This window comes from Mariprofundus ferrooxydans PV-1, assembly GCF_000153765.1.
GTDB classification, from domain to species: domain Bacteria; phylum Pseudomonadota; class Zetaproteobacteria; order Mariprofundales; family Mariprofundaceae; genus Mariprofundus; species Mariprofundus ferrooxydans.
In genome coordinates this window covers 802,461-826,363 of the sequence record NZ_DS022294.1, presented here as the reverse complement: position 1 = coordinate 826,363, position 23,903 = coordinate 802,461, and the positions used below count along the sequence as shown (strand labels likewise).

At 56.3% G+C, this 23,903-nt stretch carries 20 protein-coding genes, 1 tRNA gene, 1 pseudogene and 1 riboswitch; of the genes and pseudogenes, 13 read left to right on the top strand and 9 right to left on the bottom strand.

Annotated features, from left to right (window positions below; all coding sequences use genetic code 11):
* Position 1 precedes the first annotated feature (1 nt).
* Together SPV1_RS03860 and SPV1_RS03855 are read right to left on the bottom strand one after the other, a co-directional pair.
* Positions 2-790 carry a metal ABC transporter ATP-binding protein gene (locus SPV1_RS03860; protein WP_009849800.1) on the bottom strand — a complete coding sequence of 263 codons (789 nt, stop codon included), beginning with the start codon at positions 788-790 and terminating at the stop codon, positions 2-4.
* Positions 787-1,584: a metal ABC transporter substrate-binding protein gene (locus SPV1_RS03855; protein ID WP_231288271.1), complete on the bottom strand. Its 798-nt coding sequence runs from the start codon at positions 1,582-1,584 to the stop codon at positions 787-789. The genes SPV1_RS03860 and SPV1_RS03855 overlap by 4 nt, the downstream gene beginning before the upstream one ends.
* Positions 1,585-1,694: 110 nt before the next feature.
* On the opposite strand from SPV1_RS03855, the gene SPV1_RS03850 reads away from it, so the two are divergent.
* The 5 genes from SPV1_RS03850 to SPV1_RS03830 all read left to right on the top strand — a co-directional run bounded on the left by SPV1_RS03850 (position 1,695) and on the right by SPV1_RS03830 (position 7,865).
* A complete protein-coding gene (locus SPV1_RS03850; protein ID WP_009849798.1) occupies positions 1,695-3,899 on the top strand; it encodes a hypothetical protein in 2,205 nt (734 codons plus the stop codon).
* The gene (tilS, locus tag SPV1_RS03845; RefSeq protein ID WP_009849797.1) at positions 3,896-4,870 is read left to right on the top strand and encodes a tRNA lysidine(34) synthetase TilS; all 975 of its coding nucleotides are present in this window, start codon (positions 3,896-3,898) and stop codon (positions 4,868-4,870) included. Before SPV1_RS03850 ends, tilS begins: the two co-directional genes overlap by 4 nt.
* A 105-nt stretch (positions 4,871-4,975) precedes the next feature.
* Positions 4,976-6,907 carry an ATP-dependent zinc metalloprotease FtsH gene (gene ftsH, locus SPV1_RS03840; RefSeq protein ID WP_009849796.1) on the top strand — a complete coding sequence of 644 codons (1,932 nt, stop codon included), beginning with the start codon at positions 4,976-4,978 and terminating at the stop codon, positions 6,905-6,907.
* Positions 6,907-7,758 (top strand): dihydropteroate synthase, encoded by an 852-nt coding sequence (gene folP, locus SPV1_RS03835; RefSeq protein ID WP_009849795.1) that lies wholly within the window; start codon positions 6,907-6,909, stop codon positions 7,756-7,758. The genes ftsH and folP overlap by 1 nt, the downstream gene beginning before the upstream one ends.
* Positions 7,759-7,778: 20 nt before the next feature.
* Positions 7,779-7,865 (top strand) — tRNA-Leu (locus SPV1_RS03830).
* Between the two features lie 302 nt (positions 7,866-8,167).
* Here the strand turns inward: SPV1_RS03830 and SPV1_RS03825 are convergent.
* Entirely contained in the window at positions 8,168-8,803 is a 636-nt protein-coding gene (locus SPV1_RS03825; RefSeq protein ID WP_009849794.1) for a TSCPD domain-containing protein, read from the bottom strand.
* A 284-nt stretch (positions 8,804-9,087) separates the two neighbouring features.
* A complete protein-coding gene (locus SPV1_RS03820) occupies positions 9,088-11,259 on the bottom strand; it encodes an adenosylcobalamin-dependent ribonucleoside-diphosphate reductase (RefSeq protein ID WP_009849793.1) in 2,172 nt (723 codons plus the stop codon).
* Between the two features lie 264 nt (positions 11,260-11,523).
* On the opposite strand from SPV1_RS03820, the gene SPV1_RS03815 reads away from it, so the two are divergent.
* The 8 genes and pseudogenes from SPV1_RS03815 to SPV1_RS03780 all read left to right on the top strand — a co-directional run bounded on the left by SPV1_RS03815 (position 11,524) and on the right by SPV1_RS03780 (position 18,739).
* Entirely contained in the window at positions 11,524-12,306 is a 783-nt protein-coding gene (locus SPV1_RS03815; protein WP_231288270.1) for a class I SAM-dependent methyltransferase, read from the top strand.
* Complete coding sequence (gene ubiT, locus SPV1_RS03810; RefSeq protein WP_009849791.1) at positions 12,303-12,962, top strand: ubiquinone anaerobic biosynthesis accessory factor UbiT; 660 nt, start codon at positions 12,303-12,305, stop codon at positions 12,960-12,962. Before SPV1_RS03815 ends, ubiT begins: the two co-directional genes overlap by 4 nt.
* A 4-nt stretch (positions 12,963-12,966) precedes the next feature.
* Positions 12,967-14,571: a 2-polyprenylphenol 6-hydroxylase gene (gene ubiB, locus SPV1_RS03805; protein ID WP_009849790.1), complete on the top strand. Its 1,605-nt coding sequence runs from the start codon at positions 12,967-12,969 to the stop codon at positions 14,569-14,571.
* Between the two features lie 118 nt (positions 14,572-14,689).
* The gene (metK, locus tag SPV1_RS03800) at positions 14,690-15,859 is read left to right on the top strand and encodes a methionine adenosyltransferase (protein WP_018293857.1); all 1,170 of its coding nucleotides are present in this window, start codon (positions 14,690-14,692) and stop codon (positions 15,857-15,859) included.
* A 49-nt stretch (positions 15,860-15,908) separates the two neighbouring features.
* Positions 15,909-15,983, top strand: a riboswitch (S-adenosyl-L-homocysteine riboswitch).
* Positions 15,984-16,015: 32 nt separating this feature from the next.
* Positions 16,016-17,420, top strand: a pseudogene (gene ahcY / locus SPV1_RS03795) (adenosylhomocysteinase).
* A gap of 21 nt (positions 17,421-17,441) precedes the next feature.
* Positions 17,442-17,717, top strand: coding sequence for a hypothetical protein (locus tag SPV1_RS03790; RefSeq protein WP_231288268.1), 276 nt, complete (start codon positions 17,442-17,444; stop codon positions 17,715-17,717).
* Between the two features lie 66 nt (positions 17,718-17,783).
* Positions 17,784-18,005: an S-adenosyl-L-homocysteine hydrolase gene (locus tag SPV1_RS03785; RefSeq protein ID WP_231288267.1), complete on the top strand. Its 222-nt coding sequence runs from the start codon at positions 17,784-17,786 to the stop codon at positions 18,003-18,005.
* 32 nt (positions 18,006-18,037) lie between these two features.
* Positions 18,038-18,739, top strand: a complete 702-nt coding sequence (locus tag SPV1_RS03780) for an OmpA family protein (RefSeq protein WP_231288266.1) — start codon at positions 18,038-18,040, stop codon at positions 18,737-18,739.
* A 322-nt stretch (positions 18,740-19,061) separates the two neighbouring features.
* Here SPV1_RS03780 and SPV1_RS03775 read toward each other — a convergent pair whose 3' ends face one another.
* The 5 genes from SPV1_RS03775 to msrA form a co-directional block, all read right to left on the bottom strand.
* Positions 19,062-20,309, bottom strand: coding sequence for a M48 family metallopeptidase (locus tag SPV1_RS03775; RefSeq protein WP_009849783.1), 1,248 nt, complete (start codon positions 20,307-20,309; stop codon positions 19,062-19,064).
* A 56-nt stretch (positions 20,310-20,365) separates the two neighbouring features.
* A complete protein-coding gene (locus SPV1_RS03770; protein WP_009849782.1) occupies positions 20,366-21,343 on the bottom strand; it encodes a nicotinate-nucleotide--dimethylbenzimidazole phosphoribosyltransferase in 978 nt (325 codons plus the stop codon).
* A gap of 117 nt (positions 21,344-21,460) precedes the next feature.
* Complete coding sequence (aroB, locus tag SPV1_RS03765; protein WP_009849780.1) at positions 21,461-22,570, bottom strand: 3-dehydroquinate synthase; 1,110 nt, start codon at positions 22,568-22,570, stop codon at positions 21,461-21,463.
* Positions 22,571-22,805: 235 nt separating this feature from the next.
* Entirely contained in the window at positions 22,806-23,288 is a 483-nt protein-coding gene (gene msrB, locus SPV1_RS03760) for a peptide-methionine (R)-S-oxide reductase MsrB (protein WP_009849779.1), read from the bottom strand.
* Entirely contained in the window at positions 23,285-23,878 is a 594-nt protein-coding gene (msrA, locus tag SPV1_RS03755) for a peptide-methionine (S)-S-oxide reductase MsrA (protein ID WP_040881445.1), read from the bottom strand. Before msrA ends, msrB begins: the two co-directional genes overlap by 4 nt.
* Positions 23,879-23,903: the final 25 nt, after the last annotated feature.

Here is a 23,903-nt window from a genome sequence, read left to right as displayed (position 1 = left end):
CTCAATCATGCTGATGCTCGCCCGGCCCGCAACCGATGCAGCCGGCATCGTGGGCGACGATATGGATATGGTTGCCGTACATCGCGCGCCATATCTCTTCAGGTATGTTTTCACCGCGCATGGCGTGGTGATGGATTCTGCGGTTCAGGCAGGCCACTGAATCGACATGCGAACTGATCGCGGCGATATCGTGTTCAACCATAATCACCGCCATGCCGGTCTCATCGCACAGGTTTCGCAGCAGCCTGAACAGCTTTTCCTGGCGCACCGTATCAAGAGCGGCCGAAGGCTCATCCAGCAGTAACAAGCGGGGCTTTCGTACCAGTGCGCGGGCCAGACGAACGCGCTGACGCTGGCCGCCCGAAAGGTGTCGGAAATCGGCATCGGCATGCTCGGCCATGTCAACCAGCGACAGCGCCTGCGGGATGGCCTCGCTTTTGGCTGTACGATTCCATGGCCAGTGGTAGGCACGCAGCCCCATGGCCACGACATCGCGCACGCGCATCGGCATGGACGGCTGATGGTCATGCAGCTGATGCAAAAAGCCGACATCCCTGAGCAGATGCGGGCGATTGAATCGGCGCAGGCACTGGCCCATCAGGTCAATATGACCGGCATCGGGCTTGATCAGCCCGGCAACAATATTCAGCAGCGTGCTCTTGCCCGCCCCATTGGGGCCGACAATGCCGAGAAAGTGACCGGCTTCCAGAGTCAGGTCGATATCATCCAGTACGGGGTGGTCGACCGGACCAAAGCGCAGATGACTGATCCGGACTACAGGCGCACTCATCGTTGTCCGTCAAGGAGCTGAATATTATCCAGCATCAATTTGCTCCACGGCTCTCCGCATGCACCCAGTGCATCAAGGGTGACGCGGCGCGCAGGCACATCACTATGGGCGGCCAGCCAGTCCAGTGCTGCGGCGCTGTGACCTGTATCAGCCAGCAGCCATGCGCCGGGATGTTGGTTGAGCGTTGCCAGAGTCTGTTCGAGTTGATGCGGGCCGAATTCATGTCCGTGATGACCTGATTCGAGCGTACTGAGCACAGGTACGCCCATCTCCTGCATTAACCGCCGCCAGGAGGGGTGCTGCATGATGACGCCTGTTGTTGCCTGTTTTAATACCTGCTGCCAGGCGCGGTCAATCTGCTCCACCTGCTGAAGAGCTGGTTGGAGGTGTGCCCGAATATGCTGCTCGCGCTCAGGCTGTATCCTGATCAGAGCGTTTGCGATGACTGGTAGCGCTTTGCGCACTGCGTCGGGACTGACCCATCCATGATCAATATCAGGCCATAGATCGAGGGTGTTGCCGAGCAGGGGTGGCAGAGGCCAGCCGCCATCATCGCGGGATGCGCGGATCAACAGTGCACTTTGCTGCAGGCGCTCGACGGTACGCGGCTGCATCTGGAAATGGTGCGGGTCAGCGCCTGCCGGCAGCAGACATTGCACCTCGGCCTGATCATCCAGCATCATCACCAGCCCGGCCAGAGGGGGCAGCGTTACGCTGATGGTGGCAGCCCACAGCGAAGATGGCGCGCATAGCCAAAGCAGGGCAACAGGAATGAGACGAGTGAGATTACGCATGCGCAGCATGCTATGGTGAAGCGGAATAAATGCATACTGTAGTTTCACGGTGAGCCGCTGATGCGGAAGTTACTTGCTTCATGACGCATTTCGAGGAAACTATCTCTCCTATGATATCACCTGATTATTTTTCTTTTCGCTGGAGCTGGTACCGGCCGATCCTGAACCGGATGGAGCAGCCTTCTGATCGTTGCCGGGTTGAAGTGAGGCAACTGCCCATCCGTATGATCGGTCAGGATGCGGCTGAATATATCCCTTATCTCGTGCATCCTGCGCTGCAGCGCAGCATCTCCACGGCCCTGCATCGGCTGCAGGACTATACGCTGCGATATATGGTTCGCGGCGAAAAAATTTCGGCGCATAAGCTGCCGCCGATGGACCAGAAGGCGCGCGAAATGGTCGCATATCTGCGTAGCCAATGTCCGCACCTGTCACGCGATCTGCTGCATCACTGGTGTGCAGATCCGGATGGCGCTACGGCCCTGCTGCGTGTCTGCGAGGGGTTGTGGGAGCAGGGGTGGAGGCAGGATCAGGCCGATGCCGCGCCCTGGGTGCCGGCGGTCAATGTCCTGTTGTTGAAGCTGATCAGAACAGAAATTGCGGCACTCTCCGATGAGAATATCGAGCTGACATCGCATGTGACGCTGCATGTGATCGGCGGTTTGTATACATGGGCTTTGCAGGCATTTCTCAAGCGTTATCTGGAAGGTGCTGTGGAAGTGCGCCGCGTTGCCAGCTACGAGTCGATGATGCTACCGGCGACACCGATGGTGTTTATGCAGTATCAGCCGGATTCATCTCTGCTGGCGGATGACAGCCGAATCGTCCGGGCATACGGCCTTGAGCCGGAAATCGTACCCCGCATGCGCGAGTTGCGGGCAAAAGTGGGCATGCGCAATGAAGGGGGAATCCTTCAGCTGCTGGCCAGAGATAAACTGGGGACACATCTGCAGAGGCGAACGTGGGCGCGTTTGTCACTGTGGAAGCTGGCGATGGATAGCGATCAGGGTGGCTGGATGCGCTATGTGCTCAATGCCAAGCAACTGGATCAGTTGCTGGCCGGCCAAACCCGGCCGGGCGAGGCGCTGCTGGAGAATCTGAAAGCGAATGCCGATGTGCCGGTAGCCGGTTGGTTGCTGGCCCAGATACAGGGCGGACGTGCCGCCAATGCGGCGGGTGAGCCATGGTTGCATGATAATATCACTCTGATGGCTTTCCGCGTATTCGACGAAGATATCAAAATCGAAGTGGCGCGCAGGCAGGCGGAGCGCGCCTGGCTGGAGCGCAAGGATAGTCCGTCCGGCAAGCCCTCCGCCGGTCGTACGGCCGGCATGCGTAAGGCTTCGGGTTTGCGCAGCGTGGCAGGTGGTCATCAGGATATCGATCAGGGCATGGAAAAGGCATGGCAGGAAGGGGAAGTTGTACTGATCCAGCCGGATGTCAGTCGCGCCCTGCATAGTGGCAAAAAACTGTCGCTCAGGCATGGCAGTCTGTCTGTGGAGTGGAGCGACTATCTTACCGCCCTGCTTGCCTGGCATACAGGGGATACAGATGCATTTTTCAGCCGTACCTTCCTGCCCGGCATCCTTGCATGGGTTGCTGAGAGAGAGGGTGTATTACTGGATAGCTGCTCGGCTTCCGGTTGTCTGCTGCGTGGGCCTGTGGTGCTGCTGACCGAGGCCGGCATCGCATTGCGGGAGCGTTTGTGGCAGTGGTTATCGGATGCTTCAGCGCATCTGGATGCCCGTCCTGAATCGATTGCACTCTCCATGTGTCTGGATATGGGTGGTGAGTGGAGTTATTCGGAGATCACCGATGTCCATGCCGGTGTTCAGCGCATTGCATTCTCGCAGGCTGTTGCGCGAGCGACTGCCGGCGTATGTCGGAGTAGCGCGGTAGAGCAGTTAGTCCGGGCGCGCAATGCAAAGCTGGAGCTGAAACAGGTTGCCTCGGTTGGCATCGAAACAGTGAAGGCTGCATCCGGCCAGCCGGTGCATCTGCTGCATAATGCCGGTTTTGCCATGACGGCTGCGGCCATGTTTGAGTTGACCCGGGCGCTGGCAGGAAAAGCCTCGATTCGCGAGCTGCATCTGGACAAGCAGCAGCTCAAAGGGATGGTGAATGCATGGCGAATGCCGACAATGCCGCTGGAGTTATTGCTTGTTCAGCGGCATGGACATGATGAGGAGCCCTGGCTGTTGATGAAGGTTGGTATGGCGAGTCTGGCAGGTGCGGATGTGGAGTTGTTCGAGGTGATGGATGTGCACAATCCGGCAGTTCAGCATCTCAGGGGGCTGGGGCTGCTGCCGGCGTGATCACACCTTTTAACAGCGTTGCAGGCCGGATGCAGATGGACGGCCTGCCAGCTGAAGTGGCCGTTGGCTGGTCCGGTGGCGCCGATTCAACCGCATTGCTGCTGATGTTGCAGCAACAGGGCTATCGGGTGCAGGCCTGGCATGTCGATCATGGCTGGCGGGAATCCTCGATTAAAGAGACAGAGCTGCTGGCAGAGAAGGCGCGAGGATGGGAGATCGAACTGCAGGTTGCACGCCTGCCTGCACCTTCCGGCCGCAACAGGGAGGCTGAGGCGCGCAAAGGGCGCTATGCCCAATTCGAGCAATGGTCGGAGGCAACCGGCATCACCACCCTCTGCCTGGGCCATCATCGTGATGATCAGGCCGAAACGGTATGTATGCGAATGTTGCAGGGAGCCGGCATCAGCGGCTGTCGCGGTATGCAACAGCGCCGCAGGCACGGCCGGCTGGATATTTTTCGGCCACTGTTGCAGGTGAAGGCGGGCGAGCTGAAGGCTGCGCTGAGAGCAGCCGACATCAACTGGCTGGAAGATCCGAGTAACAATGATATGACCATCTGGCGTAACCGGATCAGGCAGGGACTGTTTCCCGCCATGCAGCGGGCTGGTGTATCGCCGTCTGAACTGTTTTTGCGCTGGCAGGTGCAGGCTGAACGGCTGGGTCAGCAGATTGATAGTGAGGCCCAGTTACTGCTGGGTGATATATCGCTCAGGAATCAGGGCGTACGAAGCGCAAGCGTACCTTGGCTAATATGGTCCGCCACGGCTGCGCCGATACGGGTGCGGATGCTGCAAAAGATGATGGCCTTTGTGCTCGGAGAAGGGGTTACCCCCGGTCGGCGGCATATTCTGATGATAGAAGCGTGGACGCAGCGCGGCGGCCATGGCGGGCTGGATTTGTCGCGCTGCCGCCTGCTGCGCAGCCGTAAGGACTTGCATCTGCGGCGTACTGCGGCAGATTTGTCATCTTAATCTTGATTTCATATTGATCCATGCATGCTTTGGCATGTTGCTTAACATTATATTATAAGATTCAGCTATACGAACTTAATCTGACGGCTGACAGGGACTGTGTTGATGGGAAAGAATATTCTGCTATGGATCGTGATCGGTCTGACAATGATGAGCCTGTTCAATATGTTTTCGGCACCTATGTCGAAAGCGGACAAGATGGCTTATTCCACATTTGTCGATAAAGTCGATCAGGGCATGGTCGAAACGGCTACGATCAGGGATCATCATGTCAGCGGCCAGTTTCGTGATACAACAGGCGAGCTTAAAAGCTTCGATGTCACCGTACCCAATGACCCGACCCTGTCCAAGCGCATGCTGGATCAGCATGTGCAGCTGGACGTAAAAGAGAAGGAAGAGGTGCCGTTTTTCCTGTCGGTACTGATCTCCTGGTTCCCGATGCTGCTGTTGATCGGCGTATGGGTGTTTTTCATGCGCCAGATGCAGGGCGGCGGCAAGGGCGGCGCCATGGGCTTTGGCAAGAGCAAGGCCAAGCTGCTTAATGAGAATACTGCACGCGTTACATTTGAAGATGTGGCCGGCTGCGATGAAGCCAAGCAGGAAGTCACCGAAGTGATCGAATTTCTGCGTGAGCCGTCCAAGTTCACGCGTCTGGGCGGCAAGATTCCCAAGGGTGTTCTGTTGGTTGGCCCTCCGGGTACCGGTAAAACACTGTTGGCCCGGGCCATTGCAGGTGAGGCGGAAGTGCCGTTCTTTTCCATCTCCGGCTCCGATTTTGTCGAAATGTTTGTCGGTGTCGGCGCATCCCGTGTGCGCGATATGTTCGAGCAGGCCAAGAAACAGGCGCCGTGCATTATCTTTGTCGATGAGATCGATGCCATGGGTCGCCATCGCGGTGCCGGTATCGGCGGCGGCAATGATGAGCGAGAGCAGACACTGAACCAGATGTTGGTGGAGATGGATGGCTTTGAATCCAATGAAGGCGTGATTCTTGTCGCCGCAACCAACCGTCCGGATGTACTGGATCCGGCGCTGCTGCGTCCGGGCCGTTTCGATCGTCAGGTGGTGGTGCCGCGTCCGGATCTGTTGGGTCGCGAACAGATTCTGAAAGTGCATATGCGCAAGGTGCCGCTGGCTGCCGATGTGAATGGCAAGGAGCTGGCACAGGGTACGCCCGGCTTCTCCGGTGCTGATCTGGCCAACCTGGTCAATGAGGCGGCATTGAATGCGGCCCGCTTTGATCGTGACAAGGTGATGCGCGCGGATTTTGAAACAGCCAAGGACAAGGTGATGATGGGCACCGAGCGCCGCTCGATGATCATCTCCGAAGATCAGAAAAAGACCACGGCTTACCACGAGGCGGGCCATACGCTGGTCGCCAAGTTCCTGAAAAATGCCGATCCTGTGCATAAGGTGAGCATTATCCCGCGTGGTCAGGCGCTGGGTATTACCATGCAGATGCCGGTTGAGGACAAGTTCAATCATGACCGTGAATACCTGCGCGATCAGATTTCAATCATGATGGGCGGTCGCCTTGGCGAGGAGCTGGTGCTGGGTCAGATGACCACAGGTGCCTCCAATGACTTCGAACGGGCTACCCAGCTGGCACGCAATATGGTGACACAGTGGGGCATGTCCGATGAGCTGGGACCAATGGTCTACGGTGAGCGCGAGCATGAGCCGTTCCTGGGTCGTGAAATTACCCGTCAGACCAATATCTCCGAGGAGACTGCGCGCAAGATCGATGGTGTGGTACGCAAGCTGATCGAAGATAATTATGACCGGGCGAAGCATATCCTTGAAGAGCATATGGATCAGTTGCACCTGCTGGCCAAGGCCCTGATCAAGTATGAAACACTGGATACGACCGATATTGATCGTGTGATGGAAGGCAAGGAGCCTTTGTTGATCAAGGAGATGGAGACAAAGTCCTCTTCCAACAAGCAGCCGCCGGAAGAGCCTTCTGCGACAGTGGATATCGGTGACGAGAGCGATGCATCCAAATCACCGGCTGATGAGGCTGGCCAGATCCACTGATGAGCTCACGCTGGCATCGTCCGGAACATGGTGATGTAAGAATGATGGGGGTGCTTAATTGCACCCCCGATTCGTTTTCGGACGGTGGCGATTATATCGACGTCGACGCCGCAGTCCGGCATGGCCTGGCCATGCAGCAGGCGGGTGCCGCGATTATTGATGTTGGCGGCGAATCCACCCGTCCCGGAGCAGTAGCGGTCAGCGAGCAGGAAGAGCTGGCGCGCGTGATCCCGGTTGTCCGTGCTCTGAGTCTTGCCGGCTGTCCGGTCTCGCTCGATACGATGAAGGCCGAAGTGATGCGACAGGGTATTGCTGCCGGTGCGACACTGATCAATGATGTCAGTGCGCTATGCTTTGATGCAGAGAGCATAGCGGTTGTTGCCGGGGCCGGCGTGGACGTATGCCTGATGCATATGCAGGGACAGCCGGACGTCATGCAGAACGCTCCCCACTATGTTGATGTGGTCGATGAGGTCTGTGCCTTTTTCGAGGAGCGCATTTCAGTCTGCATTGCTGCTGGCATCGATGAGTCGGCTCTGCTGCTTGATCCGGGTATCGGTTTTGGCAAGCGGCTGGAAGATAATCTGGCACTGATCCGGAATCTGGGCGTGATCAGGCAGCGGTTCGGTATGCCCGTGCTGCTCGGTGTATCGAGAAAATCCTTTCTCGGCCAGTTGACCGGCAGCGATGTCAGCGATCGTGAGCTGGAAACGGCCGTTGCAGGTGCGATGGGTATTGCCTTTGGCGCAGATATATTGCGCGTGCATGATGTGGCCTTGCAGAAGCGCGCTGTTCAGGTGGCATCGGCGATTTCACAGCCCTCCTTGCGCTCCGGCGCTTCTTTGGCATGATTCCTGCCGCTTGATTCCATGCCGGGATGGTGGAACTGGTAGACACAAGGGACTTAAAATCCCTCGGTAGAAATACTGTACGGGTTCGACTCCCGTTCCCGGTACCAACAAGAAAGAGCCACGTGACTTGATGTCACGTGGCTCTTTCGCGTTAGGGGGTATCCAATAAAACCGGAGTGACTCAATGTCACTCCCCCTTTCGCGTTAGGTTTCTCTCCTTTATACAAAGTCGACGTGACTTCATGTCACCTTCCCTTTTTGCGTTAGGCTTCTGCCTGCATGCTAGTTCTGTTGGAGCTGGCGTTTCGAACCTCTGAATCAGACCTGAACAAAAAAGGCTGCTATCCATGTGAATAGCAGCCTTTAGCAGGGTTGGAGCAGCTCTATGTAAGTTTACAGCCCTTGGGGCTTACCCGCACTTGGAATCGCCGCACTCCAGGCAGCAGTTACAATTATCCAGGCGTACAACCGCCATCGCGCCGCATTTGTCGCACTGGCCGCCCTTGGCAATAGCGTCGGCTCCGAGCGTGTCCTCAGCTTCCTTACGCTTGGCCTGCAGCTCGGCGTTATTGAGCTGGCCTTCCATCATGCCGATGGAGACCAGATGCTGCTGGATCACTTCGCCGATCTCGGCAATCAGTGACGGCATGTATTTGCCGCCGCGCTTGTAGTAGCCGCCGCGTGGATCAAAGACCGCCTTGAGCTCCTCCACCAGGAAGGTGATATCGCCGCCCTTGCGAAAGATGGCCGAGGTAATGCGGGTCAGGGCCACAATCCACATGAAATGTTCCATGTTTTTGGAGTTGATGAAGATCTCGAACGGCCGGCGATGCTCTTCCGGCGTGCCTGCGTTCATCACCACATCATTGATGGTGATGTACATGGCATGATCGCTCATCGGCGTTTTTATCTTGTAGGTGTTGCCTTCGAGAATATCGTCCCGTTCCAGCAGCGGGGCGATGGCGGTCACTTTTGATGCTTCCGCCTGATCCTCCGGCTGTTTCACGGCATAGCTGACTATTTTCCTGTCGATTTTAATACTCATCCCTTACCTCCATGCATGTTCAGAATATGCTGCATCTGCTCATGCCCGATTTTATGCAGCGCGTTTGCATGTGTGCCTGTTATGCCCGGGCGCTGCGACCGGTGGTTGCGGGCGCGGTCACATCGGAATGGTTCACACTCGGAAAGACTCGCTACTACCCACAGATTTATCGGCGGAAATCGCATTGCCGCCCATGTAACCTTACTCACCACGAAGACCCGAAGGCAGGTGGCAGGCTTCAAATCGCTCGCCCGCATCGCCTCTGTGTTCTTCGTGATTCATGCTTAAAACTTCCCGTAATACCCTTCTTTCAGGGCATCGAAGAGATTGGCGGCACTGTGCATTTCACCGTCATATTCGATCTCTTCATTGCCTTTGGCCTCAACCACGGTGCCATCCTCAAGCGTGAATTTGTAGGTGGTATTGGCCAGATCGTTATCCTTGACCAGCACACCCTGGAACGCTTCGGGATTGAAACGGAACGTGGTGCAGCCTTTGAGTCCCTGCTCGTAGGCGTAGAGATAGATATCCTTGAACTCATCATAAGGGAACTCGGTCGGCACATTGGCTGTCTTGGAGATGCTCGAATCCACCCAACGCTGTGCTGCCGCCTGAATATCCACATGCTGCTTCGGTGTCACTTCATCTGCACTGATGAAATAGTCGGGCAGTTTTGCATTTTCATCCGTCGCATAAGGCATGGCATCGGCATTGATATGCGCTCGGTATGCCAGCAGCTCGTAGGAGAAGACATCGACCTTCTCCTTGGACTTGCGCCCCTCACGGATGATGTTGCGGCTGTAGTGGTGGGCGAAGCTCGGTTCAATGCCATTGGATGCGTTATTGGCCAGAGAGAGCGAAATCGTGCCGGTCGGTGCAATCGATGAGTGATGCGTGAAGCGGCAGCCCTTCTCAATCAGCTCGTCCAGCATGGCGGCATCTTCAGCATTGGCGGTGTCGCGGAACTTCTGCATGTAGCGCGAATATTTACCCCACAATACCTTGCCTGCCACCATATCGCCGATCTTGATGCCGTCGTCGGCCATTTCAGGACGCTTGGCCATCATCTCGGGAGTGATCTCGTACAGATCCGTTAATGCCGGTGCCGCACCCTTTTCATCAACCAGCTCCAGGCCGGTCTGGAAACCTGTGCGGGCCATTTCATAGGCGATCTGTTCGGTGAAGGCCAGTGACTCGGTCGATCCGTAAGGTGTGCGCAACATTGTCAGCGTGGAGCCAAGGCCCAGGAAGCCCATACCATGGCGACGCTTGCGCATAATCTCCTGACGCTGCTTTTCCAGCGGCAGGCCGTTGATCTCCACCACGTTATCGAGCATGCGGGTGAATATAGAGACGACTTCGCGGTAGGTATCCCAGTCAAAGCGGGCGTTGTCGGTGAACGGGTCACGCACAAAACGGGTCAGATTAACGCTGCCGAGCAGACAGGCGCCGTAGGGTGGCAGTGGCTGCTCACCGCACGGGTTGGTCGCGCGCACATCTTCGCAGAACCAGTTGTTATTCATTTCGTTGACTTCATCAATCAGGATGAAGCCCGGCTCGGCGTAATCGTAAGTGGAGGCCATGATCACATCCCACAAACGCACCGCCTTCATGGTTTTGTATACCTTGCAGGCGACATGGCCGCGATCATCCTTTACCGAACCCTTCGGCGGGTTGGCCACAGGCTTGAAGACGATGCGGGTATCTGCATCGTCAATTTCCGTCTGGCTGGCCGGAAAGACGAGGTCCCAGTCGGCATCATGTTTCACCGCCTCCATAAAATCCCTGGTAATCAGGCAGGAGAGATTAAACTGACGCAGGCGCCCGTCTTCGCGCTTGGCGCGTATGAATTCAACGATATCCGGATGCGAGATGTCGAACGTGCCCATCTGGGCGCCACGTCGGCCGCCTGCAGAGGATACGGTGAAGCACATCTTGTCATAGATATCCATGAACGACATCGGCCCTGAAGTATAAGCGCCGGCACCCGATACATAGGCACCCTTCGGACGCAGTGTGGAAAATTCATAGCCGATACCGCAGCCGGCTTTCAGTGTGAGACCGGCCTCATGCACCATGGAGAGGATACCGGTCATCGAGTCAGGGATCGTACCGGAGACGGTGCAGTTGATGGTCGAGGTGGCCGGCTTGTGGGCTTCAGCGCCTGCATTGGACATGATGCGGCCGGCCGGAATTGCGCCGTTGGCCAGCGCCCAGACAAAGCGCTCATGCCAGAGCTCGCGCACATCTTCGTTCTCTACCTGAGCCAGCGCAGTGGCCACGCGGTCGTACGTCGCCTGGATGTCGAGATCAATCTCCCGGCCGAGCTTATCCTTCAGACGATATTTCTTGTCCCAGATATCTTCGGATGCCGGCTGAAAGGGAATTTCTGCCGGTAAATCATTTGCCTCGACATCTGACGATGCAATATTCAACGCGCTGGACGTACTGCTCATATTTCCCTCTCCCTGACTGTAATTAAGAAGCCGGATAACTGTTTCCGGCTGACAGAACCGCATCTGCACGGCTGTCCCGAGGGGCGACTATAGACACTATATCTAGCGGGTCAAGATATATCATCACACCACTTGTAGTGTTTTGACACACACAATCCATGCACCGTTTATCCACAGGATGTGCACATCTGGCGGCGCCATCCGGTGGATAACAGAGCCTTTCATTTGGATAGTAAGCCCCTGCCTGATACGATGCGCAACACCATGAATACAACAAATCAGACAACCGGAAATACTACGGCCGATACGAATACCCACTTCGGCTATGAAACCGTCAGCGGCGCCGAAAAGGTGCAGCGGGTAATGGGCGTGTTTTCATCTGTAGCCAGCCAGTATGATATTATGAATGACCTGATGAGTGGCGGCATGCACCGGTTATGGAAACGACGCCTGTTTTCCGTGGCGGCGATCGGTGCAGGCAGCCGCGTGCTGGATGTTGCCGCCGGCTCCGGCGATATTGCCATCGGCCTGAGTAAGAAAATGGGGCCGTCGGGGCGCGTGGTGCTAACCGACTTGAACGGTCCGATGCTGGCCGAAGGGGCACGTCGGGTGATTGATGTTGGTCTGCTGCCGGGCAGGGCCGACTGCATCCAGTCAGACGGCACCAAACTGGCTTTTGCCGACAACAGTTTTGACTGTGTGACCATTGCCTTTGGCATTCGCAACTTTCTCGACATAGAGGCAGGCCTTGCCGAATTTTACCGTGTACTCAAGCCGGGAGGGCAGTTTATCTGCCTGGAATTTTCACGACCCGTACTGCCGCTGCTGGACGTCATCTATGATGCCTACTCATTTAACATGATTCCGCTAATCGGTGAGAAAGTGACGGGCGACCGCGACTCCTATCAGTATCTGGTGGAGTCGATCCGCCGATTCCCCGATCAGGAGCGCTTTGCGAAGCTGATCCGCGGCGCCGGTTTTGAGATGGTCAAATACGAAAACATGACAGGCGGCATCGTCGCCCTGCATCGGGGTTATAAAATATGAGTGTCATGTTTCTGCCGCTGCGGCTGATACCCGTACAGGTACAATGCGTTGTCATGACCACGGTGCTGGATCTGGTGTTTGCGCGTGATGAGACACTCAAGCCGCTGCTGCATGATCTGAACGGGCGCGTGTTCCGTATCCATATTACCGACACCGGCGCTGTCATGTATCTCGGCTTTGCTCGCAACCGGGCATGGGTACACTCGATGTGTACGGACGATATCGATGTGCGCCTCTCCGGCAGTACCGCCGGTTTTGCCCGTATGTGTTTCGGCCATGAGGATCCGGATGATCTGGTATTTGAACAGGTACTGAAACTCTCCGGCGATTCCGATGCCATGTTGCGATTTAAAAAGCTGTTTGCTGCTGCCGATCTTGACTGGGAGAGGGAGCTGCGCGCCAGTTTCGGGGATTTCTTCGGCTCGCGTGTCGCACGCGCGGCGCATGCACTGGTAAAAACCGAACAGAAGCTGGCAGAGGCCTCGCGCGCAACCGTCAGCGCACGGCTGCGTGAGATGGAGCTGCCCGATGGTGACCGCCTGCAGCAATGGCAGGCGGGCGTTGAGCACCTGTCGCACCAGATATCGCGGGTAAAGGGGCGGGTGACGCGGCTGCAGCACCGACTCGAACAGCATTTGAACGACCGGGGGGAATAGTCCGGTGCGACTGCCCGCAAGTTTCCGCCGTAATCTGCGCCTGATGCGCATAGCCCATATTCTGGCGACCCACGGCATGGCCGCACTGGCTGTGCGGCTACGCCTGTTTTACCCCTATGTCTGGGTGGTACAGCTGCTGCGCGGCGATGAATTACCCAAAGATCTCGGTGCCCAGATTCGTCTGGCTCTGGAAAAGCTGGGGCCGACCTTTATCAAATTCGGACAAATGCTCTCCACCCGCGTCGATCTGCTACCGATAGATGTGGCTCTGGAGCTGAAAAAGCTGCAGGACGATGTGCCTCCGGAGCCGTTTGCGCGTGTTCGCCGGGTGATTGAGAGGAGTTTTAAGCAGCCGCTGACCGGCGAAGGCGGCCTGTTTGCAGAGTTTCACGAAATACCTGTTGCCGCGGCCTCCATTGCTCAGGTCCATTTTGCCGAGCTCAGGGACGGGCGACAGGTGGCAGTCAAGGTACGCCGCGACCACATCAGCCGCACGATTGAATCGGACCTGGCCATCCTGCGCCTGCTGGCAGCCCTGTTTGACCGTTATTTTCCCGAGTACCGTCGCCTGAAAGCGCCGCAGGTGATTGAGGAATTTGCCACCAGCATCCGGGGTGAGCTGAACTTGCGTGCGGAGGCCGCGCATGCCAGCCGCTTTGCCGAGAATCTCGTCGATGTGGAAGGCGTGCGCGTGCCGGAAGTATTATGGGATTACACCCATACCGAGGTGCTGACGACCGAGCGTATAATCGGTGTGCCTATTGATGAGAAAGCGCGTCTTGAGGCCGCCGGGCACGATTGTATGAAACTGTGCGAACGGGTTGCCACCCTCTTCTTCCATACGGTGTTTATTGATGGTTATTTCCATGCCGATATGCATCCGGGCAATATCTTTGTCGATGAATCAGGCGAGATCGTGCTGATCGATTTCGGCATTGTCGGTCGGCTCGATATGAAAACGCGTCGCTATCTGGCCGGTATGCTGCTGGCCTTTCTGAAAGAGGATTATCACCGTTCGGCACAGGTGCATCTGGATGCCGGTTTTGTGCCGGCAGATACAGACCTTTCCGCTTTTGAGGATGCGCTGCGCGAGATTGCCGTACCGATTTTTAACCGGCCGCTGGGCGAGATCTCCATCGCAGAGCTGTTGCTCAGCATGTTTGCCGTCACCGAACGTTTCAAGATGGAAACCCAGCCGCAGTTGCTGTTGCTGCAGAAAACCATGGTAGTGATCGAAGGGGTAGCCCGAGAGCTGGCTGACCAGGCCAATATCTGGATACTGGCAAAGCCGTTGATCAGCAACTGGGTCAGCCGCCATATGGGGCCGGCAGGCAAGGCCGAGGCGGTGTCGGAAGAGCTGCGCAGTCAGCTGCTTGGCTGGATGCAGCTGCCGCAGAAATTCGAGCGCACACTCTCCCGCCTGGAGGCGGAAGGTGGTCCGCTGGCGCCTGAACCGTCACGCATGCAGTTGCTACTTGGCGTGGCGCTGATGACAGGCGGCAGTGCCTGGCTGGCCTGGCTGGCCGCCCGGGATCTGACCGGCGCAACCATGCTGGCGGCAGCAGTGATACTGGGTACAGGTCTGTTGCTGACCTTGAGCGGTTCATAGCCCGAGCTTCACCTACATCTGCCGGGTTTGGTATATCTTTTTTTTTCAGCTATCATTCGGCCCTCACAGCGCCTTTTGACGAATGAATGTTCCGGCGCAAACCAATGACGAGGAAATTATGAGTCGAAATTTTGTTTTTACATCCGAATCCGTATCGGAAGGTCATCCTGATAAGGTTGCCGACCGCATTTCCGACAGTGTGCTCGATGCACTGCTCGAGCAGGACAAGTATGCTCGCGTAGCCTGCGAGACCCTGGTGACTACCGGTATGGCACTGATTGCCGGCGAGATCACCACATCTGCGGTGATCGATTATCAGGATGTTGTGCGCAGTGCGATCCGTGATATCGGTTATAACTCCTCGGCTATGGGTTTCGACTGGGAATCATGTGCAGTGCTGGTTACGCTGGACAAGCAGTCTCCCGATATTGCCCAGGGCGTGAATGAGGGCGAGGGGCTGGATCTGGATCAGGGTGCCGGCGATCAGGGTCTGATGTTCGGTTATGCCAGCAATGAGACTGACGTGCTGATGCCGACGCCTATTCATCTGTCGCACCAGCTGGTAGAGAAGCAGGCTGCCGTTCGCAAGGCCGGTGTACTCGACTTCCTGCGGCCGGATGCCAAGTCACAGGTCACTGTTCGCTATGAGAACAGCAAGCCGGTGGCGATCGATGCCGTGGTACTCTCCACACAGCACGATCCGGAAGTTACCCATAAGGATCTGACCGAAGCGGTCATGGAAACCGTGATCAAGCCTATTCTGGGGCCGACCGGCCTGCTGCATGCCGGTACCGAATATCATATTAACCCGACCGGCCGTTTTGTCATCGGTGGTCCAGTTGGCGACTGTGGTGTGACCGGGCGCAAAATTATCGTCGATACCTACGGCGGCTTCGGCCACCACGGTGGCGGCGCATTCTCGGGCAAGGATCCGACGAAAGTGGATCGCTCTGCCTGCTATATGATGCGTTATGTAGCAAAAAACATCGTGGCTGCAGGTCTGGCCGAGCGTTGTGAAGTTCAGGTGGCTTACGCGATCGGCGTAGCGCACCCGCTCTCGGTCATGGTCAATACCTTCGGCACAGGCACGATTGATGAAGACAAGCTGGCGTCGATCGTACGCGAAGTGTTTGACCTGCGTCCAAAGGGTATCGTGCAGTCGCTGGATCTGCTGCGTCCGATCTATGCCAAAACCGCCGCCTACGGCCACTTCGGCCGCGAGCTGCCTGACTTCACCTGGGAGAGAACCGATAAGGTTGATGCTCTCAAGGCTGCTGCCGGGATTTAATTTATACCTAGGCAGGCAGGTCGCGGCCGAGGTGGGGGCTGGCGGTGGTAAGACCGAGGAGCGCTGGAGGAAGAATCCGCTTGGCAGGCTGGGTCGGAAAACAGTTCAACGGTGCTCATACAATATGCCTGCCAAGGCGCGTATAGGAGTATGAGAATGTCTGATTTTAACGATTACAAAGTGGCGGATATGTCCCCTGAAACCGTTTCATGGGGCCGTAAAGAGCTGAAATTGCCGAGACCGAAATGCCGGGCCTGATGGCAACGCGTGAGAAATATGCCGCCGAACAACCCTTAAAGGGCGCACGTATTGCCGGCTCCCTGCATATGACCATCCAGACCGGCGTGCTGATTGAAACGCTGACAGCCCTCGGTGCCGAGGTGCGCTGGGCATCATGCAATATCTATTCTACCCAGGATCATGCGGCTGCAGCGATTGCTGCCGAAGGCATTCCTGTTTTTGCCTACAAGGGTGAAAGTCTGGACGATTATTGGGAGTATACCCACCGCATCATGGAGTGGCATGACGGCGGTACGCCGAACATGATCCTTGATGACGGCGGCGATGCCACGCTGCTGGTGATTCTGGGTTCAAAGGCCGAGACGGATCTCTCCGTGCTGAATAACCCGACCAGCGAGGAAGAGGTTTGCCTGTTTAATGCGATCAGAAAGAAGCTGGCAGTTTCGCCAAACTGGTACTCCGAGCGCAAGGCCGCGATCCGCGGTGTAACCGAAGAGACCACGACCGGAGTTCACCGTCTCTACCAGATGCAGGAGAAGGGCGACCTGCCGTTCCCGGCCATCAACGTCAACGACTCGGTCACCAAGTCCAAGTTCGACAACCTCTACGGCTGTCGTGAGTCGCTGCTCGACGGCATCAAGCGTGCTACCGACGTGATGATCGCCGGCAAGATCTGTGTCGTGCTCGGTTATGGCGATGTAGGCAAGGGTTGTGCGCAGGCTTTCCGCGGTATGGGTGCTACCACCTGGGTCACCGAGATCGATCCGATCTGCGCATTGCAGGCGGCGATGGAAGGCTACCGTGTGGTCAATATGGACGAGGCATGCGCGCTCGGCGATATCTTTGTTACGACCACCGGTAACTACCACGTGATTACCCACGATCACATGGCGGCGATGAAGGATCAGTCGATTGTCTGCAATATCGGCCATTTCGATAATGAGATTGATGTTGCATCCCTCAAGGATTACGAGTGGGACAACGTGAAGCCGCAGTCGACCAGATCATCTTCCCGGATGGCAAGCGCATCACGCTGCTGGCAGAAGGCCGCCTGGTGAACCTGGGCTGCGGTACCGGACATCCGAGTTTTGTGATGTCCAACTCATTCACCAACCAGACGCTGGCACAGATCGAGCTGTTCACGCAGACCGGTCAGTACGCCAATGAGGTGTACACCCTGCCGAAGAAGCTGGACGAAGAGGTCGCACGTCTGCATCTGGCCAAGGTTGGCGTGAATCTGACACCGCTGTCACAGCAGCAGGCTGATTACATTGGTGTGCCGGTAGAAGGTCCATACAAGCCGGATCACTACCGTTATTAAGGGGTGAGGGTGAGGATGGTGATGATCAAACGCCTGTTTTGCATCGCCATCCTCATGTCCGCTTTATGTGCAACATCCGCCCGGGCAGCCGGTGGCTTGTCGGTGGATGCAAAGTTTGACCTGACAGGAGATGGTATCGTGGATGCCTCTGACTGGGCCCGAATGACAGAAGACGCAAGACGCGCCTATGCCGATGCATCGGTCAAGGCACTGGGCGAAGACCCTGATGCCCGGATTGAAGGTGAAACCACCCGAGGCCAACGTTATTTGCAGGGGCTGCGCAAGGTTTATGAATAGATTGCTTGCTGAGTAATGGAAATATTTCTATGCTCACTCTTACAGTACCTTCGGGAGGTCACAATCATGTTAAAAATTGGAATCGCTTTCTCTGTACTATTACTCGTATCCGGTTGCTCTACCCTGATGGGGCCGCCTGCTGAAGATGTGACTGCGCAACAAACCAGCCAGGAACAGGCCGAAAATGCCCGCCTAAAGGCAGAGTCGGCTGCGCTGCGTCAGGCGCTGAAACAGAAAAAAGCCGAACTTGAGGCCATGAAGGCCAGCACACAATCCGGCGCACAATAAATTAGATACTGTCTGGCGGGGGAAGCATCACTATGAATCGTGTAGTAAAAACAGTCTGTCTCGTAACGATACTCATGTCCTCCGGATGTGCGAAAATTGATGCATTTCTGTTTGATGCCAATCCGGATGGTACCCCTCTGCACTCCAGTGCTCCGCAGACTGTGCAGAATCAGCAGGCTGCACCAGTCAGTCATACGCCATCTATCGACGATGGCAAAACCAACGATGAACTACGGGCACAGAACGATGCCATGAAGCAGGAGCTGAAAGCTGCGGAAGATGAGCTGGCGCGATTGCAAAAGATATCGCATAAGGCCCTCCCCGCAATGCTTGAGCCGCATGATCGTTTATGGGCCAGAATCAGCTTTAAATCAGGTCAAACTTCGGTGGAGCCGAAAACCCGCAAGGTGTTGACCGCCATAGCCGGGAAATTTCTGGCCCATCCGGGCAAGATGCACCTCGAAATCAGGGGATACAGCGATGATGAGCCGATTGGTGGCTATAAGCATTCGCACAAACCCAGACACAATCTCAAGTCGCTGCAGGCGTTGACGCAGGCCAGAGCCGATGCAGTAGCCGCAGTGATGATTGATGCAGGCATTCCCCAGACGCTTGTTCATGCAACAGGCATGGGAGCAACTGGTTTTATCAGCGACAACAATACCGCTGAAGGTCGCAGCAAGAATCGCCGTGTCGATATTCACCTGGTCACTGACGACGATACTGCCGGGTAAAATCAGCAACTTACCTTTTCAGGTTTCATTCCTCTACAGGCTCGCTTTCGGTTGTTCATCGCGCTAGCGCGAAATATGGCTGAAGAATGCTTATTGATTCCCGCTGCGCGACAGGACTTATTCAAAACAATGAGGCGTTTTGATTCGGGCTGTCCTGGCCCCCTCAGGGCTACTCCCCGCCTGTTCAGGCGTCCAAATGACTTCTGCCATTTGTCCTGGTTCGTTCCTGTACACCCAAGAGTGAATAAATATCTCCCGCAACAACAATAGCAGGACAGGAAGCGTCACCAGTTCCCGGACTTCCGCGATGAACCTCACCTGCTTACTGGCGCATGCACTGCTCAATATGGTCGATGCGGATTGGAGCCGGCGGATGCGAATCATGCCAGGCAGAGTAGATGGCGTCCGGTGTCAGTGTGCTGGCATTGTCTTCATACATTTTCACCAGTGAAGAGATCAGTGCACCCCCGTCACTGTTGGCGACAGCATAGGCATCGGCTTCAAATTCATTGCGCCGGGAGAAGCGATTCATCAGCGGCGTCAGCACAAAGGTAAAGGCAGGCATAACCAGCAGAAACAGGGTTAGTGCCGCATGATTCGATGGCTGGTTGACACCCAGCCCCGTATAAAACCATGTCTGCTGCGACAGCCAGCCCAGCAGCGCAAAACCCAGCAGCGACAAAACCAGCATCATGGCTATCTGTCTTTTGACGTGACCGTGGTGGAAATGGCCCAGCTCATGTGCAAGTACAGCCTCGGTCTCCTCAGCCTTGAGCTGTTTGACCAGTGTGTCGAAGAAGACGATGCGTTTGGCTTTGCCCAGACCGGTAAAATAGGCATTGCCGTGACTGGAGCGGCGCGAGCCGTCCATGACATAGAGCCCGCTGCTATGGAAGCCGCAACGCGTCAGCAGTGATTCGATACGCGTTTTCATCTCCCCGTCCGGCAGCGGTTCAAAGCGGTTGAACAGCGGTGCAATCAGTGTCGGGTAGGCCCAGATCATCAGCAGCATGAATGAGCCCCATACCAGCCACGCATAGAGCCACCATTGGTCACCTGCTCCCTGCATCAGTGCCAGCATCACCCATAATAACGGTGTGCCGATCAGCAGCATCAACAGCGTCTGTTTAAGCATATCCGCCAAATAGAGGCCGGGGGTTATCTTGTTGAAGCCAAAACGTGCCTCGATGGCGAAGGTCCGGTATATATCGACCGGCAGATCCAGCAGCTGGGATATCAGGAAGAACAGCAACATAAAGACCACGCCGCCCCACAGGCCGGAGAGACCGGCCAGATCGCAGACGCCATCGAGCAGATTCAGCCCGCCGCCAAGCGTCCATGCCAGCAGCACCAGCAATCCTGTCAGCTGCGAGATATCTTCCAGCTTCAGCCTGGCAGCTGTGTAGTCGGCAGCCTTCTGATGGGCTGCTAGCTTGATGCTGTCGGCAAAGGCAGCCGGCACTTGAGTCCGGTGCATCCGTACAGCATTCTTTTGCCGCCAGGAGAGATATAGCCCTGTAGCTGTAGCGGTCACTGCAAACAGCAGTACCGTCCATGTCCATAATGTCATTGTCTATCCATCCTGAAGAATTAGATTGTAGTGACGAGCTTTGGCATCAGCCGGTATCAGGCCTCGATTGCCGTCAGCCCCCGTCGCAGTGTGACGGCTGATTGCAGGACAGGCAGCAGCAGTGCCGCCACCTTACCTTTGCCGATACTTGATTGCAGTTCCATCATTGGCTCCAGACCGAGAGATTCCAGAGCCTCGCGATGACCGTTATCATCAGAGACATGGCTGGCCAGCAGCCAGCCTGCGATACGCACATCCCAGGCAACTGCGGCCAATGCGGCGGCAACCGAAGCGTATCCGTCGAGCAGGACAGGAACGCCCTTTGCAGCTGCAGCGCGATAAAAACCTGCCATCGCCGCAAATTCGAGGCCTCCGATTTCACGCAGAATATCACGCGACGGCGTTCCCCTGGCACGCGCCAGAGCCTGCTCCACAGCAGCCAGTTCTCGTGCACAGGTATCGGAATCATGCGAAGATATCAGTGTTTCCTTGGGCGGGAGCCCGGCCAGCTCGGCAACGATCGCTGCAATGGCAATATTGTCACCGCATGAGATAGAGCTTGCGACCAGCAGATTGGCGCCGTCAGCGATAGCACGGTGGGCCATCTCCTCGCCTATACCCACGCACTCCCAATAGTTCATTTGATCCATGGCAGCCTGTCTACTGATATCGGCGGCTCCGTTTGAGCGCACTTTCGCATGCTCAATATCCTCGACATCGACGAGTCCGTCAGCCACTCCGAGATCAACGATATGGAGGTTCGCGCCTGCCTGCTGGCAAAGGTGTCGAATGGCCGAGCCTTCAGCGGCACTTTCACGTACCAGATCAGTGGTCCTTTCTCCGTGATTCGCTGGTGTTGCAACACCATGATCGGCGGCAAACAGTATCACCTCCGGCTTAAGCGGCTCAGGGATAGCCTGATTCTGCCGCATGGAAAACCACGACGCGATAGCCTCCAGCTGATTTACGTAGCCGGAGGGCTTTAACAGCGTGCTGTGGCGTTCCTGTTCAGGATGAATTGAGGGAATTTCCATTACACCTCTCTCTATGCTTCGATAAACAATACAGGATGCAGCGGTACCGCCAGCTTCTGTAACTTCAGCATCAGTATAGACGACTGCGGCGGCTTATGACACAGCATGCCAGGGCAATCATGCATGGTAAGAAGCAATCAGCCGGCGGATGCTCTCCGGCTGAATATCCTCGGCAATAAAGCCATCGCCGATCCCGCGTAGCAAAATATAGCGGATCCGTGCGCCGACGTTTTTCTTGTCATGACCCATGGCATCGAGCCAGAGCGCGGCATCGAAGTCCGGCATGGTCAGTGGTAACCCTGCCTGTTGATAGCAGGCGGCAATTTTGGTCTCGGTACCGGCCGGTGCATGGCCCGTCTGCTCAGACAGGCGGGCGGCCAACAGCGTACCGAGCGCCACTGCCTCTCCGTGCAGGTAGGTGGTGTAACGGGTCATTGATTCAATGGCGTGACCGAAGGTATGGCCCAGATTCAGCAGGGCGCGCATCCCCTGCTCCGTCTCATCCTGCATAACCACTTCCGCCTTGTGGCGGCAGCAGGTGTGAATCATCGTGGAGATCACAGCCGGATCGAGAGCCAGTGCCGCCTGCATATTGCTGCACATCCAGTCGAAAAAAGCGGCATCCCGAATCAGTCCGTATTTGATTGCCTCGGCAATACCCGCCCTGATTTCACGTGCGGCCAGTGTGTGCAGTACCTCCGGATCCACCCATACCAGCCTCGGCTGATAGAAGGCTCCGATCATATTCTTGCCATGCGGGTGATTGATCGCGGTTTTTCCGCCGACACTGGAGTCCACCTGCGCCAGCACAGTCGTCGGTATCTGAATGAACGGGATACCGCGCCGATAGCAGGATGCGGCAAAGCCGGTCATGTCGCCGACCACCCCACCGCCGAGCGCAATCACCGGCTCATTGCGTGAGAGACGGGCCTCCATCAGCGCATCCATGATCAGGCTGAATGACTCCATTGTTTTGTAGCGCTCGCCATCAGGCAGGATGCATTCGGAAACCTGCCAGCCGGCCTGCTCCAGCGATGTACGGACGCTTGCCATATAGAGCGGCGCGATGGTGACATTGCTGATGACCATGCAGCGCGCGGGCCTGGAAAACAGACCATTGAGGGCTTCTCCGATCCGTTTCAGGCAGCCCGCCTCGATATGGATATCATAGGCGCGTGCGCCCAGATCAACCCGGTAAACCTGTTTCGTTGCTTGTGATTCAGCCATGTCCCGACTCTGACATCTTCACATCAATCAGAGAAGCCGGAAATGTATCTACTCAGAAACCTTTCACCGCAGAGTACGCGAAGGACGCAGAGGAAGGCAAAGCAGTGTTGAGAAAGAATCATTTCCTCCACCTTTGTCTTGTGGGACTCACATTTCCCTATGCGAAAGCCATCATGCTTTTCGCTTCCTTGCTTTTACTCTGGACGTTTTGCTCTGCGTCCTCAGAGGTGAGCGCCTATGCCGGGATGAAGTGCAGGGCAACGCCGTTATTGCACCAGCGCTGGCCGGTCGGAGCCGGACCGTCATCGAATACGTGCCCCTGATGCCCCCCGCAGCGGGCGCAGTGATATTCCGTACGCGGCCAGATGAGTTTAAAGTCACGTTTGGTTTCGACGTGTCCTGCAATCGGCGCATAAAAACTCGGCCAGCCGGTGCCGCTGTCAAATTTTGTTGAGGAGTCGAACAGAGGCAGCTCACAGCCGGCGCACTGGTATACCCCTTTAGAGTACTCCTTGTTCAATGGGCTGCTGAACGCCGGTTCTGTGGCCTCGTTGCGCAGCACATCGAACTGCATCGGAGTCAGGATTTTTCGCCACTCATCGTCGGTTTTTACCAGCTTTTCAATTGCGCCAGCCTCCCTGCCCGCATAGAGGCTGCGCGGCAGGGCTGCCAATGCAACCGCTGCCAGTGTTGCCCGGATAAAGGTTCTGCGATTCATTTGTGCTCTCCCCACAACTGCTCCAGCCGCTGGTCCCGACCGCAGTTGTAACGGTAAAATTTATAGCGTAGCGGGTTCTTCAGGTAGAAATTCTGATGATACTCTTCGGCAGGCCAGAATCGACCGGCAGCTACTATCTCGGTGACAATCGGCGCGGCAAACGGCTTGTTCTGCTCCAGTGCATGTTTCGATGCCTCTGCCAGCTTCTTCTGCGTTTCGTTATGGTAAAAAATGGCAGGCCGGTACTGTGTCCCGACATCGCAGAACTGGCGGTTGGGTGTGGTCGGGTCGGAATTGCGCCAGTAGACACTGAGCAGTTGCTGATAACTGATGATCTTCGGATCGAAGAGGACATCTACTGATTCAGCATGGCCGGTGCCGCCTGCCGAAACCTCTTCGTAGGTCGGGTGATCCTTATGCCCGCCGGTATAGCCGGAGGTTGTGGAGATCACGCCGGGCAGTTCGTCAAACGGGTGTTCCATGCACCAGAAGCAACCCGCTGCAAACGTGGCGTGTTCCAACTCCGATGCCTGTACATGGCTCGTCATCGCCATCATGGTCACCATCATTAACAAGATAATTCGTTTCATAAAGCCTCCTGATTATATCATCAGT

Coding starts and splice junctions, on each gene's coding strand:
- folP (WP_009849795.1), top strand. CDS start 6,907: ATGAGCTCACGCTGGCATCGTCCGGAACATGGTGATGTAAGAATGATG.
- SPV1_RS03770 (WP_009849782.1), bottom strand. CDS start 21,343: ATGGAAATTCCCTCAATTCATCCTGAACAGGAACGCCACAGCACGCTG.
- ftsH (WP_009849796.1), top strand. CDS start 4,976: ATGGGAAAGAATATTCTGCTATGGATCGTGATCGGTCTGACAATGATG.
- msrA (WP_040881445.1), bottom strand. CDS start 23,878: ATGAAACGAATTATCTTGTTAATGATGGTGACCATGATGGCGATGACG.
- SPV1_RS03785 (WP_231288267.1), top strand. CDS start 17,784: ATGTTAAAAATTGGAATCGCTTTCTCTGTACTATTACTCGTATCCGGT.
- SPV1_RS03790 (WP_231288268.1), top strand. CDS start 17,442: ATGATCAAACGCCTGTTTTGCATCGCCATCCTCATGTCCGCTTTATGT.
- msrB (WP_009849779.1), bottom strand. CDS start 23,288: ATGAATCGCAGAACCTTTATCCGGGCAACACTGGCAGCGGTTGCATTG.
- SPV1_RS03775 (WP_009849783.1), bottom strand. CDS start 20,309: ATGACATTATGGACATGGACGGTACTGCTGTTTGCAGTGACCGCTACA.
- SPV1_RS03820 (WP_009849793.1), bottom strand. CDS start 11,259: ATGAGCAGTACGTCCAGCGCGTTGAATATTGCATCGTCAGATGTCGAG.
- SPV1_RS03815 (WP_231288270.1), top strand. CDS start 11,524: ATGAATACAACAAATCAGACAACCGGAAATACTACGGCCGATACGAAT.
- metK (WP_018293857.1), top strand. CDS start 14,690: ATGAGTCGAAATTTTGTTTTTACATCCGAATCCGTATCGGAAGGTCAT.
- SPV1_RS03780 (WP_231288266.1), top strand. CDS start 18,038: ATGAATCGTGTAGTAAAAACAGTCTGTCTCGTAACGATACTCATGTCC.
- aroB (WP_009849780.1), bottom strand. CDS start 22,570: ATGGCTGAATCACAAGCAACGAAACAGGTTTACCGGGTTGATCTGGGC.
- SPV1_RS03850 (WP_009849798.1), top strand. CDS start 1,695: ATGATATCACCTGATTATTTTTCTTTTCGCTGGAGCTGGTACCGGCCG.
- SPV1_RS03855 (WP_231288271.1), bottom strand. CDS start 1,584: ATGCGTAATCTCACTCGTCTCATTCCTGTTGCCCTGCTTTGGCTATGC.
- ubiT (WP_009849791.1), top strand. CDS start 12,303: ATGAGTGTCATGTTTCTGCCGCTGCGGCTGATACCCGTACAGGTACAA.
- SPV1_RS03860 (WP_009849800.1), bottom strand. CDS start 790: ATGAGTGCGCCTGTAGTCCGGATCAGTCATCTGCGCTTTGGTCCGGTC.
- SPV1_RS03825 (WP_009849794.1), bottom strand. CDS start 8,803: ATGAGTATTAAAATCGACAGGAAAATAGTCAGCTATGCCGTGAAACAG.